The sequence below is a fragment of the Ornithinimicrobium sp. genome (assembly GCF_030537745.1).
Lineage (GTDB): Bacteria > Actinomycetota > Actinomycetes > Actinomycetales > Dermatophilaceae > Ornithinicoccus.
Genome location: NZ_JAUNVI010000071.1, coordinates 1 through 13,123, shown reverse-complemented (window position 1 = coordinate 13,123; position 13,123 = coordinate 1). Strand labels below are relative to the sequence as shown.

The following is a 13,123-nucleotide window of genomic DNA, read 5'->3' as shown; positions in this document are numbered from 1 at the left end:
AACACCGGGCATCTCATCACGGCGGCGGGTGTCGCAGGGCTGATCAAGGTCACCGTGGCGGGGCGCCCCCGCGGGGGGAGTATGGCCCGGGGCGGGGGGGGGAGGGGGGGCGGACGGTGCGTGTGGAGGGGGCCGGGGGCGTGGATCGGGACGGGGGCGGGGGTCGCCCCCGGCCTGTCCAGCGGGACCGATCGGGTCGGATCGCAACGGGATCGAGCCGACGACCTCCCAGCCGCTTCTCCCATGGGCTCGAGGTCCCGCGTGGACGGTGCCGCCTAGGACCTCGACCCTCTCGGCCATCCCGAGCACGCCGTTGCCCTCCCCGTCCGCGTCCGGCGCGAGGCCGTCCCCGTCATCGGTGACCCGGACCAGGAGCACGGCCGGCGTCCGCAGCACGTCGACGTCCACGGTCGCACCCGGCCCGGCGTGCTTCATCGCGTTGGTCAGCGACTCTTGCACGACGCGATAGGCAGCGAGGTCGACCTCACGCGGCAGGTCGTCGACGCGACCCCGGACCGCGACGTCGACCGGCACCCCCGAGGTCCGGACCCGTTCGATGAGGTCATCGAGGTAGGCGAGCCCCTGGAGCGGGGCAAACTCGGGGTCGGCGCCATCCTCGCGCAGCACCCCGACCAAGCGCCGGGTGTCGGCCAGCGAAGCGCGGGCGGTCTCCCCGAGGGTGGCCAGCGTCGCCGCCGCACGCTCCAGCGCGGCGCGGTCCGCACCGATTCCCGGGGGCGCTGCCAGGGCGGCGTTCGCGGCATACAGGGCACCGTCCGACTGCACCACGACGACGGCGAGCGAGTGCGCGACCACGTCGTGCATCTCGCGGGCAATCGCCGCCCGTTCCCCTTGGGCGGCGAGCTTGACCCGTTGGGCGTGGTCGCGGGCGAGTGCGCGTTGCTGCGCCTTCAGCCCACCGATCACGGCGCTGCGTCGGCGCACCACATCACCCAGCACCCAGGCGACACCGACGAACATCGCCATGAAGGAAAACTGGAAGCCGATGACGCTGAGTCGCAACGCATCCCCGGTGTAGGACCACACGACCGCCGCCACGACCGCACCCACCAGCCCTAGCCACAGCACGGCCCGTGACTCCGACCGCGTCCCGAACGCCGCCGCGCTGTAGATCACGACCGGGACCGCGACGTTGCCCGGATGCGGACCGACCAGGGTGACGGCCTGCAGCAAGCACACGGCGGCCACAACGAGCGCCACCGGCAGTGGGGCACTCCGCCGCCACCACAGCGGGACCACCAGGGCCACTCCCAGGAGGAGGGAGGAGGAGCCGACGCCGACGCTGGAGACGAAGACCCAGGCCAGGAGCGCCCCGACGACGAGCAGGTCCGGCAGCCAGGGCTGGTCCCGGAGCCGACCACCGACGAGGTCCCGCACCGAGTCCCGACCATCGGCGATGACACCGTGCACACCACGTCTGGGCGGCTCTGGGGTACGCGGGGCGGGGGGGCTCACACGGCGAGCCTATGACGACCGGCACGCGGCCGACGTCATCCCGCAGGCGTGCTCCCTGCGCTACGGATCAGACCTGGGTATGGCGTGGCGAGGCGGAGAGTAGCGTCGCGGTCATGAGAAGGATGAGGAGCGGAGCATGACGTCACACAGGAGGAGCACCGGGTGGCTGGAAGGCTTGACCCACCCGATCGTGCTGGCACCGATGGCTGGCGCCACGGACGGTGCGATGGCGGCGGCCGTCACGGTGGCCGGGGGCCTGGGCACGATGGCGTTCGCGTATGGCGCCACCCCAGAGATCGTGCGCCGCGAGACCGCGGTAGCCCGCGCCGCCGGTCCGTTTGGGATCGGTCTGATGAACTGGCAGATAGGTCAGCAGGAGGGCGTGCTGGAGGCCGTCGTCGAGGCCGGTCCTGCCCTGCTGTCACTGAGCTTTGGTGATCCGGGAGAGGTTGTGCCGCGGGTGCGCGAGCTTCATCCTGGTCTCGCCATCGCGACCCAGGTCGGCACGGTCAAGGAGGCACAGCGTGCCCTCGAGATCGGGGTCGACGTGCTGGTCGCCCGCGGGAGCGAGGGCGGTGGACATGGCCTCGGCGCCGTCTCGACGCTTCCTCTGCTCCAGCAGGTGCTGGACCTCGCCGCAGATGTGCCGGTCCTGGCCGCAGGAGGCATCGCCACCGGCCGCGGCGTGGCCGCAGCACTGGCTGCCGGCGCGGTGGGGGTGTGGGTCGGCACGCCGTTCGCGGCCTGCCTGGAGAGCCCGGCGCTGCCCGCGGTCAAGGCGGCGATGATCGCGGCGGACTCTTCGCAGACAATCTTCACGCGCGCCTTCGACGTGGCCCAGCGCTTGGACTGGCCGGAGCAGTTTGGTGGCCGGGCCCTGACCAACGACTTCACCCAGGAGTGGGCTGACCGTTTGCCGGAGTTGGCGGCGCAGGTGGGTGAGTCCGATGACCTCACGCTGCGGATGCGCGCGGCCCGCTCCGAGGGTGACCTGTCGTTGGCCCCCGTCTATGCAGGCCAGTCCGTAGGTCTGGTCCACAGCGAGCGTTCGGTCGCCGACGTGGTGGCCGAGCTCGCGACCTACCGCCACTACCTCCGCGCGGCCCTCGACCGTCTCGGTTGAGCCGTCCGCCTTGAGGCCACGACTCCCCGACGCGGCAAGACTGGCGCCTCAGACCTCCATCGCGCGCACGAGCGGCACCCCGACGCGGTAGGGGATGTGCAGCCAGCTCGCCGCCTCGATCGCCGCGAGGTCGGCGCGCTGGCCCACCCGCACGGTCCCGATGTCGGTGCGTCGCAAAGCCTGCGCGCCGCCCGAGGTGGCGGCCCGGAGCGCCTCGGCGGGCGTCATACCCATCTCTCGGACCGCGAGCGCGATCATCAGCGGCATCGAAGAGGAGTAGCAGGTGCCCGGGTTGCAGTCGCTGGCGATCGCGACGGCGACACCGGCATCCAGGAGCCGCCGCGCGTCGGGGTAGGGCTGCCGGGTGGAGAACTCCACACCGGGCAGCAGCGTGGCCACCGTCTTGCTGCCGGCGAGCGCCTCCACGTCGGCATCGGTGAGGAAGGTGCAATGGTCGACGCTCGCCGCGCCCAGCTCGACGGCCAGCTGCACGCCGGGCCCTTCGGAGAGCTGGTTGCCGTGGACACGCAGCTCGAGCCCGGCGGCACGCCCAGCCTCCAGCACCCGACGCGACTCCTCGCCGTCGAAGGCGAAGGGGCTCGAGGGCTCGCAGAAGACGTCGACCCAGCGGGCGTAGGGCGCGCACGCCTGGATCATCTCGCCGCAGACGAGGTCAAGGTAGGCAGCGCGCCCACCTTCGTCGCGTCGGTCCGGCGGCACCACGTGGGCACCGAGGAAGGTCACCTCGCTGGTGACCTCACGAGCCAGCCGCACCGACCGCGCCTCGTCCTGGACGTTGAGGCCATAACCGCTCTTGATCTCCACCGTGGTCGTGCCTTGGGCGCGCATCTCCGCGACGCGGTGCGCGATGAGCGTGCGTAGCTCGTCGTCGGTCGCGGCGCGCGTCGCTTCGACCGAGAACGCGATGCCTCCGCCGTCGTAGGGCGTCCCCGACATGCGCGCGGCGAACTCGGAGGACCGGTCCCCGGCAAACACCAGGTGACTGTGGCTATCGACGAAGCCGGGGACCACCGCCCGGCCCTCGAGGCTGATTGCCCAGTCGGCGGCGGGGGCCTGCGCGGCTGGGCCGATCCACTCGATGACCGGTGCCGCGTCCTCGCCGCCGCCCGCGATGACGATCGCCGCGTCGCGCAGCATCCCCAGGCCGGCGTGCAACGGCTCCTCGACGGCGCCGTCGATGGTCTCGTCGCACGTGACGAGCTCGCCGATGTCGGTGATCAACATGCTCATGAGAGGTCTCCTTGGGTCGGCACGGACGCGATCTTGTCGAGGTGTGGCCCGTCAGGTTGGGGCTTGTCAGGTGCTGGTCGCCAGAGGGGCTCGATGGCCTCGCTCAGCATGGCGCCCACGTCGCCGAGCCGGTGCCGACCATCCTGCACCACGACGGTGCCGTCGACGACGACGGTGTCGACGTCGGAGGCCGAGGCGACCAGGAGGATCTGAGCCGGATCCGCTCCGGCGGTCCGGACGGTGTCAAGGCGGATGGCCACCAGGTCCGCGCGCGCTCCGACCTCGATCCGTCCCGCGTCGGGCCATCCAAGGCTCTCGTGCGCCGTGGCAGCTTGGAGCAGCGCGTCGGGCGCCAGCCTGCCCCGCTCGAGGCTGGCGAGGCGTTCGTGCATCTCCAGCGCCCGGGCCTCCTCGATCAGGTCCACGACGGCGTGCTGGTCCGAGCCGAGCGACAGTCGCGCGCCCGCACGCTGCAAGGACACCGCGGGGCCGATGCCGTCCGCGAGATCGCGCTCGGTCGTGGGGCAGAAGCAGGCCCAGCAGCGATGCGTGCCGAGCGCGGCGATGTCGGCACCACTGAGGTGCGTGGCGTGCACCACCGTCACGTCCGCCCCGAGCACACCCTCGGCCTCCAGCAGACCCGTCGGGGTGAGCCCGTAGGCCTCCAGGCAGGCGTCGTTCTCAGCGGGCTGCTCGGAGAGGTGCAGGTGCAGCGGCCGAGCGGACCGGGCCGGGTCGGGGTCGAACCGGTCCGCGGGTCCGGAGGCCAGCAGATCGCGCCCACCGAGCTCTCCGCGCGCCCACGCCGCAACCTGGCCAAGGTGCTCGCGTGGGACGGCCCGGACGGAATGGATCGCGGCGCCCACCCGCAGGTGCGCTGGGCCGCCGTCGGTGGCGTCCCGCAGGTCCTCTACCCGCATCGCCCACGCCGTGACCTCACCGTCACCGAAGCGCAGCTGGGCGCGTTCCAGGGGGAGGTGCTCGCCGTTCACCAGGCCGCCGGAGAGATAGATGGCGTCGAGCAGGGTCAGCCTGATCCCGGCGTCCGCCGCGGCCTTCACCAGCGCCTTGCCCATCGCGTTGGGGTCGAGGTAGCGCTTCCCGCCAGGACCATGATGCAGATAGTGAAACTCGCCCACCGCGGTCACGCCGGCCAGCGCCATCTCGGCGTAGACCGCCCTGGCCAGGCTCAGATAGGTCGCGGGCTCCAGCTGCGCGGCCACGGCATACATCCGCTCCCGCCACGTCCAGAAGGTCCCACCCTCGTCATGGGTGCGTCCGCGCAGCGCCCGGTGGAAGGCGTGGCTGTGCGCGTTGGCAAAACCGGGAAGAAGGACGCCCGGGAGTTGGCGGTCACCCGGTCGGGCTGCCGCGCCGGTCTCGATCCCGGTGAAGCGCCCCTCGTCGATGGTGATCCGCACCTGGGCGGCCAGGCCCGTGGGCAGGTGAGCGTATGGCGCGTGGAAGGTCGTCGTCACCGGTCGCCCCCGTCTGTCGGCGTGGTGGTTGCTGCGCTGGTTGTTGTGCTGGTGGCTGCGGCAGAGCCCGCCAGATCGGCGATGGAGGCCGCCAAGGCTGCAACGCCGGCATGGCAGTCGTCGGGCTCGGCGAACTCCGCCGGGCTGTGCGAGACCCCCGTCGGGTTCCGCACGAAGATCATCGCGGTGGAGTAGCCAGCCGTCGCCAGGATCCCGGCGTCGTGGCCAGCGCCGGTGCCCAGGATCGGCACCGAGACCTCGTCCTCAGTGCCCAGGACTCCGCGCAGTCGCGAGGCAAGGTGGGCATCAAAATGGGTGGTGGGCGTCCAGCTCTCCCGCTCGACGCTCGCCCCGATCCCGACCGAACGGGCGGTGAGCTCCTCCACCATGGCGACGACCGCTGCCTCATCGGCGCCGCGGGCATCCAACCATCCGGTGACGTGCGAGGGGATTGCGTTGACCCCGCCCGGGGTGACCTGCACCTTGCCGACCGTGGCAACGCAGCCGCGTTGCGTCGCGACCGTGCGGGCACCCAGCACCAGGTCGGCGTAGCCGATCATCGCGTCGTGCCGGTCGACGAGGCGGGTGGTGCCGGCATGGTTGGCCTCACCGGGGAAGTCGAACCGCCACCGGCCGTGCGGCCAGATGTCGCTCGAGACCGCGACCGGGACGCCGAGGTCGATCAGGGCGCGGCCTTGCTCGACGTGGAGCTCGACGAAAGCGCCGACCCGATCCAGCGCCTCCTGGTCCCGCCCGAGGGTCGAGGGATCGCGGTCGGCGGCGCGCAGGGCCTCGGCGTAGGTCGTGCCATCGGCGTCGGTCAGCGCCAGCGCACGCTCCGGGGCCAGTTGGCCGGTCAGCAGCCTGGAGCCAGCGCAGGCGATGCCGAAGCGCGCCCCCTCCTCGTCGACGAAGTTGACCACCGCCACCGGCACGCTCGGCACGAACCCGGCCTCTCGCAGCGCATCGATGGCGGCAAATGCAGAGACGACACCCAACGGGCCGTCGAACGCGCCGCCATCGGGGACGGAATCGAGGTGTGAGCCCATGACGGCTCCTCTGCGCCCGGCTGCCGCCTCGTCGACGGTGCCGGGGCCATCCCACCACCAGGACCATTGGTTGCCGGCACGGTCGGTGCTCTGATCCAGGCCGCGGCGCGCGGACTCTGCACTGAACCATTCGCGGAGCGCGTGGTCCTGGGCGGTCCAGGCGAATCGCCGATAGCCGCCGTTCGAGGTCCGTCCGACTGGCTCGAGGTCGGACCACATGGAGTCAAAGGTGGCGCTCATCCTCCTGACTCTAGGAGCATGGCCCCTTCGACCGCCTCGCTAGTGAGCGCACAGACGTCTCGGGTCACAGACTCCATACCTCCACGTTGGTGAAGATGTGCTCCTCCGCGACCTCGAACGAGTCGACCTGACGGCCGCTCATCGTGGCCTAGTGGGTGGTCTTGCCGATGCTCACGTCCGGCAGTCGTCGAGACGCGAGCGAGCCGATCAGTCCGAGCACCGCGAGGAAGGCGAGCGCCACCCCGGGCCCCAGCAGAGACAGGGCACCGGAGATCGCCCCGACGATCAGGAGGAGCACCCCCATCGCGGTGTTGGAGACGGCGACATAGACGGTCCGCTTCTCCTCGCCCGCCATGTCGACGACATAGGTCTTGCGGGCGACCCGGATCCCCACATGCGTGAGCGCGAGCAGCAAGAAAGTCGCGGGGGGCAGCCACTCGGATCCCCCGACGGCAGAAAGCGCATCGAGCAGCAGGAACGCCGCGATCGTCAGGCTGGCAGCGACAGAGGCCCAGACCATGAGGCCTTGGCTGGAGCGGTCGGCCAGCCTGCCGGCGAGCCGACCTCCGATGAGCGCCGCCACGCCCTGGGCGATGACGAAGGGCCCCAGCCCCGCCAAGCCGTGGTCGGCCCGTTGGGCGGCGATCGACACCACAAAGGGTGGCGAGAGTGCTGACACCAGCAGCAATGCCCGGGCGATGACAAACGTGCGGAAATGAGCGTCTGAGCGCATCAGCTCCCAGGATTGCGCCACCCATCCAGGCCCCTCCGCAGGGTCTGGAGGCACGTCGGAGCCCGGGTCGCGGATCCCGCTGAAGACGACCAACGCCCCGACCCACAGCAACGCCGCGACCGCCAGCAGCCCGGCCAGCAGCCCCGTCGAGAAGTCATCCCCGATGACCCTCAGGGCGACGCCCAACGTGATCGCCACCGCGCCGGACAGCACTGTGGTCAGGCCGGTGATCTGCCCCCGCTCCCCCTTGGGCACGGTGCGACCGAGGACATCCTTGCCGGCCAGCGAGTTGAGCGAGCGGCTCAGCGCGAAGATCGCCAAGCATCCCACGACGGCGACCCCGGCCACCCAACCCGAAAGTGTGGCGATGGCCAGGGCCATCCCTGCTGTCGCGAGCGCCTGGCCGCTCGCGCCCCATAGCCAGAAGCTCTTGCGGTCAGAAGATCGCTGCAGCACCGGCGCCAACGCCGCCTGCGGGAGCATCGAGCCAGACTCGCGGATGGGCACGAGGAGTGCGATGAGGAAGCCGGGCGCACCGAGCGTGGCCAGCGCCCAAGGCAAGACGGTCTTGGCGTTGACGACTTGGTCGCCGGTGGACTGCAGCGCTTCGGCGAGCACCTGGCGCAGCCCGTTGCGGGCGATGCTGGCCTGCTCCGGCGCGTCCTGGTCGGAGCGGTCTGCGCGCACGACCGCCTGGTAGATATAGGTGCGCGCAGAACGCCTGGGGCGGCTCACGCGGACTACTTTGGCACATGCCACCGACAGTTCCATCTTCCACAACCTTCTTCGAACACTTGTACTATTTACGGCAGAGTGCTAACGTGGGCATCGAACATCAGTTGCAAGCGCGACGATGTGGTGGGGAGGGTCTGGAGAGATGGCGGGGGGAGGGAAAATGGGCGCAGAAGCGACGGCACCATCGCTCGGCGATGACGCCAGCTCGGGGTATGAGGAGGCACCCGAGCTGCGGGTGCTGGCCGTGCTCGCCCTCTCCCGAGCCGGACTGGACGCACGCATGGTCGAGGCCGCGACGCTGACGGTGGCTGCCACGGGTCGGATGCTCTTGACCGAGAAGGGCTTCGCCACCGTGGAGGAATTGAGCCAAGCGCAACGAGACAAATGGCGGGCGGAGGCCAAGCGGCTGGCTTGCGCCGAAGTCGAGGTCAAACTGGGGTTGGGCGTCTACGAGACCCGGATCCTGGTGGGGTTGGCCTGCGCACCCACGCTGACCCGACGCCTGGTGATCGACGCCCTGGACAGGGGGGTGGCCTCGTGGGCCCAGATCAAAGCGTTCTGGCAGCGGTGCGGCAAGCTGCCGTCGGAGGCGGCTGAGCTCGTCGCTGAGGCGCTCCTCGGCACCGACCCGGCCGCCGCGGCCAAGGAACGCCTGGCCGCCGACGGCGCACTGCGCGACGTGCCGTGGCAGCACTCGCAGTACCGCGCTGCCCTCGAGCGCGAGGCGGTCGCCGCCAAAGGCACCGACGCCCATGCCGAACGCTCCCGCCGCCGCGCCGCCTATCACGCCCGCAGCGCAGGGCTGAGCATCGACGAGGACGGCAGTGCCACGCTCACCGTCACCGGTCCGCTGGTCACGATGTGCGCCCTCCACCGACGCATCGACACCATCTCCCGCCTGCTGCGAAAGCATGGCGACCCTCGCACTCTGGACCAGCTCCGGTCCGACGTCATTAACGCACTGCTCCTGCACGGCACCCTGCCCCTGCTCGACACCGACCCCGACGCCCTCGACGTCGCCGATCTGGCGGCGATCACCCAGATCGTCAACGCCCAGCCCTCCGTCCATCTCCAGGTCGTCATCCCTTGGCACAGCCTCACTGACGGCCCGGCCTGCCCCGGCTGCCACGAGCCGCTGCGCCTGGATCCCGACGCTGACCACTCGCACGACACCCCACATGACACCCGGCACCACCGTGACGATCCGGCCCACGGCACCAACGGTCGGGCCCTGGCTGACGGCAACGCGGGTCAGCGTGAAGGCAGCGGCGGCAGCGGTCGGGTCCTGGCTGACGGCAACGCGGGTCAGGGGATGGTGGGCGAGATCCTCGGCGCGCATCCTGCCTTCATCACCCCTGGCCACGCCCGCGAGCTCGCTGTCCTGCCGGGCACCACCCTGTCCAGGCTGCTCGTCGACCCCGCCGACGGGCGCCTTCTCGAGCGATCCATTGCGACTTACCGGCCAGACGCCGCCATGCGCCGTCAGATTCGCGCCGCCGACGTCTACTCTCGATCCCCCGGATCGCGCAGACCCCTCAGCGCCTGCGAGCTCGACCACGTGATCCCCTGGGGACCATCCTGCGACGGGCCCACCTGCGAGCTGAACCTGGCTGGTCTTGCCAAGGACGCCCACGACCGCAAGACAAAGAAACTCTGGTCCGCCACCATCAACACCCGCCGCGACCTCACCTGGACCACGCTGCTTGGGCAAACTTTCACCACCCGCGCCCACGACTACCGCCAGTACACCTCCACGGCTGCGCTCAGTAGTCCACCGTCGACGACCTGCCATCCCTCAGCGACCAGTGGAGCCGCACGCCTTGGCGCCTTCCTGGGCCGCGTGGTGACGGCCAGGGCGGCGCCGGATCTTGCACAGATCGCGCTGGATCCCGCACAACTGCCACCAGATCCTGCACAGCTTTCGCCAGATCCCCGAAAAGACCCCACCCACGCCCTGGACGAGCGGCGTGACCTGGCCAACCGGACCCTCTACGCCGCTATCGCCCACCGTGGGCCCGGCGCCTACCTGATCGCTGACGACGACTATCCGGGCACCGGTGAGCACGGAGGTCACCTTGCTGGCTGGGCGTGGATCACCCACACCGACGCCCGGACGGGCAGCCGGCGATTCGGACCGCCTCGCAACCCGGTCACCGTCGACGAGTTGCTCGACCTGCGTCGAGAAGGGCCCGAACCCTCGTCGCACACCACGGGACAGTCGCACCGCTCGCCCAACGCGCCCCTCGACACAACGTCCGACACCACGCTCCACCCCCGCACCGACACTCCCTGGACCCGCCGTCAGGCGCAGGACCCTCCACCGTTCTGACTTCGTCTGCTCTGCGCGAGCAGGACCCCGCCGATGACGAGCAGGCCCCCGGTGAGCTGCACCACCGTCGGTGGCTCCCCGAGCAAGACGGCGATGACGATGGTGAAGACGGTGACGAGGTTCATCGAGGCGGCCGCCGTGCCAGAGGAGACCCGGGTGATCGCGAGGTTCCAGCAGATGTAAGAACCCAAGGACGGGAAGGCCGCGAGAAAGAGCACGGCCCACCACATGCCTGTCGTGGAGGGGACCGTCAAACCGTCAACGGCGAGGAAGGGCACCAACGCCACGACCGTGAACACCGCCTGAACGGCGGTCGCGGTCAGCACCGGCACACCCAGGGACTGGCCAAGGAGCGTGTACAGGGTCCAGACCAGGATCGCGCCCAGCATGAGCAGGTCGCCGACGTTCAACGCCAGCGACAGCAGGCGGTCGACGTCGCCCCTCGTAAGGACCAGGAGCACACCGATCAGCCCGACGCCGACGCCGACCCAGCTGCGCCCGCCGACCCGAGATCCCCGCAGCAGCACCGCCAGCACGATAATGAGAGCCGGATTTGCCGCGTTGATCAATGACGCGCTGACCGCGGTCGTGTGCTGCAGCGCGGTGTAGAGGAGCAGCGGATAGCCGGCTACGCCCAGCCCCGCCATCACGATGAGAAGTCGCCACCGTCGCAGCACCGTGGGCCAGTGCGGACGCTCGACCACCTGCGCGATGACCACGAGTGGCAGCGCGGCAAACGCCCATCTCAGCCAGGTCAGCGATACAGGGTCGATCGCGGTGACAGCGCGCTCACCGACGACGTAGTTGCCTGCCCAGAACAGTGTCGCGAGGACGAGCAGCAGCAGCGCGGGCATACCTGGAGGGTATGCAGCCAGCCAGCGATGGCGTCCGCGAGCCGCCCTTCGACAGCCATGGAGGGTAAGCAGCCAGCCGGCGACCGCGACTGGCAGCCGCGCCGTGACCGGTCAGGCCTCGGTGTTCCTCACGCCTCACCCTCGCGCATGGGGATGCGCACCCCGCGGTCGGCGGCGACCTCCTCAGCCTCGCCATAACCCGCGTCGACGTGGCGGATGACGCCCATGCCCGGGTCGTTGGTGAGCACACGCTCCAGCTTCTGCCGCGCCAGGTCGGTGCCGTCCGCGACGGACACCTGGCCGGCGTGGATGGAGCGGCCGATGCCAACGCCGCCACCGTGGTGCAGCGAGACCCAGGTCGCGCCGGAGGCGGTGTTGAGCATCGCGTTGAGCAGCGGCCAGTCGGCGATCGCGTCCGAGCCGTCGAGCATCGACTCGGTCTCGCGGTAGGGCGAGGCCACCGAGCCGCAGTCCAAGTGGTCGCGTCCGATGACCAAGGGGGCAGACACCTCACCGGAGGCGACCATGTCGTTGAACTTGAGGCCAGCCTTGTCGCGCTCGCCATACCCGAGCCAGCAGATCCTGGCCGGCAAGCCCTCGAAGGCGACCCGGTCCTGGGCACCCCGCAGCCACTTCTGCAGGTGGTCGTTGTCGGGGAAGAGGTCCATCACGGCGCGGTCGGTGGCGTGGATGTCCTTGGGGTCACCGGAGAGCGCGGCCCAGCGGAAGGGGCCCTTCCCCTCACAGAACAGCGGCCGGATGTATGCCGGCACAAAGCCGGGGAAGTCGAACGCCCGGTCGTAGCCACCCTTGCGGGCCTCGTCGCGAATGCTGTTGCCATAGTCGAAGACCTCCGCACCGCCGTCCATGAAGCCGACCATCGCCTCGACGTGCTTGGCCATCGCAGCCTGCGCGCGGTCGGTGAACTCCTCCGGCTTCTTCTCCGCATACTCCGCCCAATCACCCAGCCCGATGCCCTCGGGGAGGTAGGACAGCGGGTCGTGCGCGGACGTCTGATCGGTGACGATGTCGAAGGCGACACCGCGGCGCAGCAACTCGGGGAAGACGTCGGCCGCATTGCCGACGACCCCGACCGAGACGGCCTCCTGGGCGGCCTTGGCCGACAGCACGCGCTCGATGGCCGAGTCCAGGTCGTCGGCCACCTCGTCCAGGTAGCGAGTCTTGACCCGACGCCGCAACCGCGCCTCGTCCACGTCGACGATGAGGCAGGTGCCGCCGTTGAGCGTCACCGCCAGCGGCTGCGCGCCACCCATGCCGCCGCACCCGGCCGTCAGCGTGAGGGTGCCGGCCAGCGTGTCGTTGAAACGCTTGGCGGCGATGGCCGCGAAAGTTTCGTAGGTGCCCTGGAGGATGCCCTGGGTGCCGATATAGATCCACGATCCGGCCGTCATCTGGCCATACATCGTCAGCCCGAGGTGCTCCAGGCGGCGGAACTCCGGCCAGTTGGCCCAGTCCGGCACGAGGTTGGAGTTGGCGATGAGGACGCGCGGCGCCCACTCGTGGGTGCGGAAGACGCCGACAGGGCGGCCCGACTGGACCAGCATCGTCTCGTCCTCGCGCAGGTCGGTGAGCGTGCGGACCATCGCGTCGAAGCTGCGCCAGTCACGCGCTGCCCGGCCGGTGCCGCCATAGACGACCAGGTCGTCGGGTCGCTCAGCGACGTCGGGGTCGAGGTTGTTCTGCAGCATCCGCAGCGGGGCCTCGGTGGCCCACGAGCGTGCGGTCAGGGTGGTGCCGCGCGCTGCGCGGACTGGTCGGGCGCCTTCCATGATGGTCTCCTTCGACTCGGGTAGGCAGTTTCTCACCGGACGGTCGTGCTGGTCACTCCGGACGG

9 protein-coding genes are annotated in these 13,123 nt (G+C 70.4%); 2 read left to right on the top strand and 7 right to left on the bottom strand.

Features of this window, described 5'->3' with window-relative positions; genetic code table 11:
* Positions 1 to 1,476, bottom strand: a 1,476-nt coding sequence (locus Q4P07_RS12335; RefSeq protein WP_303375217.1) for a sensor histidine kinase, incomplete at its 3' end; no start/stop codon positions are given.
* A gap of 136 nt (positions 1,477 to 1,612) precedes the next feature.
* On the opposite strand from Q4P07_RS12335, the gene Q4P07_RS12330 reads away from it, so the two are divergent.
* Entirely contained in the window at positions 1,613 to 2,599 is a 987-nt protein-coding gene (locus tag Q4P07_RS12330) for a nitronate monooxygenase family protein (protein WP_303375216.1), read from the top strand.
* 48 nt (positions 2,600 to 2,647) lie between these two features.
* Here the strand turns inward: Q4P07_RS12330 and hutI are convergent, their stop codons facing one another.
* From hutI to Q4P07_RS12310, 4 genes are all read right to left on the bottom strand, one after another.
* Complete coding sequence (gene hutI, locus Q4P07_RS12325; protein WP_303375215.1) at positions 2,648 to 3,850, bottom strand: imidazolonepropionase; 1,203 nt, start codon at positions 3,848 to 3,850, stop codon at positions 2,648 to 2,650.
* Positions 3,847 to 5,328, bottom strand: a complete 1,482-nt coding sequence (locus Q4P07_RS12320) for a formimidoylglutamate deiminase (RefSeq protein ID WP_303375214.1) — start codon at positions 5,326 to 5,328, stop codon at positions 3,847 to 3,849. Before Q4P07_RS12320 ends, hutI begins: the two co-directional genes overlap by 4 nt.
* Positions 5,325 to 6,617 carry an allantoate amidohydrolase gene (locus tag Q4P07_RS12315; RefSeq protein WP_303375213.1) on the bottom strand — a complete coding sequence of 431 codons (1,293 nt, stop codon included), beginning with the start codon at positions 6,615 to 6,617 and terminating at the stop codon, positions 5,325 to 5,327. Before Q4P07_RS12315 ends, Q4P07_RS12320 begins: the two co-directional genes overlap by 4 nt.
* A gap of 148 nt (positions 6,618 to 6,765) precedes the next feature.
* Entirely contained in the window at positions 6,766 to 8,085 is a 1,320-nt protein-coding gene (locus Q4P07_RS12310; RefSeq protein WP_303375212.1) for an MFS transporter, read from the bottom strand.
* Between the two features lie 160 nt (positions 8,086 to 8,245).
* Between Q4P07_RS12310 and Q4P07_RS12305 the strand changes: the two genes are divergently transcribed.
* Positions 8,246 to 10,414, top strand: coding sequence for an HNH endonuclease signature motif containing protein (locus tag Q4P07_RS12305; protein WP_303375211.1), 2,169 nt, complete (start codon positions 8,246 to 8,248; stop codon positions 10,412 to 10,414).
* Here the strand turns inward: Q4P07_RS12305 and Q4P07_RS12300 are convergent.
* Positions 10,387 to 11,268 carry a DMT family transporter gene (locus Q4P07_RS12300; RefSeq protein WP_303375210.1) on the bottom strand — a complete coding sequence of 294 codons (882 nt, stop codon included), beginning with the start codon at positions 11,266 to 11,268 and terminating at the stop codon, positions 10,387 to 10,389. The genes Q4P07_RS12305 and Q4P07_RS12300 overlap by 28 nt on opposite strands.
* Positions 11,269 to 11,396: 128 nt before the next feature.
* Positions 11,397 to 13,058 (bottom strand): urocanate hydratase, encoded by a 1,662-nt coding sequence (hutU, locus tag Q4P07_RS12295; protein ID WP_303375209.1) that lies wholly within the window; start codon positions 13,056 to 13,058, stop codon positions 11,397 to 11,399.
* Positions 13,059 to 13,123 lie beyond the last annotated feature (65 nt).

What these genes read in the sequence shown, in the direction of transcription:
- Q4P07_RS12315 (WP_303375213.1), bottom strand. Translation starts at nt 6,617, where the DNA reads ATGAGCGCCACCTTTGACTCCATGTGGTCCGACCTCGAGCCAGTCGGA.
- Q4P07_RS12330 (WP_303375216.1), top strand. Translation starts at nt 1,613, where the DNA reads ATGACGTCACACAGGAGGAGCACCGGGTGGCTGGAAGGCTTGACCCAC.
- Q4P07_RS12305 (WP_303375211.1), top strand. Translation starts at nt 8,246, where the DNA reads ATGGGCGCAGAAGCGACGGCACCATCGCTCGGCGATGACGCCAGCTCG.
- Q4P07_RS12300 (WP_303375210.1), bottom strand. Translation starts at nt 11,268, where the DNA reads ATGCCCGCGCTGCTGCTGCTCGTCCTCGCGACACTGTTCTGGGCAGGC.
- hutI (WP_303375215.1), bottom strand. Translation starts at nt 3,850, where the DNA reads ATGAGCATGTTGATCACCGACATCGGCGAGCTCGTCACGTGCGACGAG.
- hutU (WP_303375209.1), bottom strand. Translation starts at nt 13,058, where the DNA reads ATGGAAGGCGCCCGACCAGTCCGCGCAGCGCGCGGCACCACCCTGACC.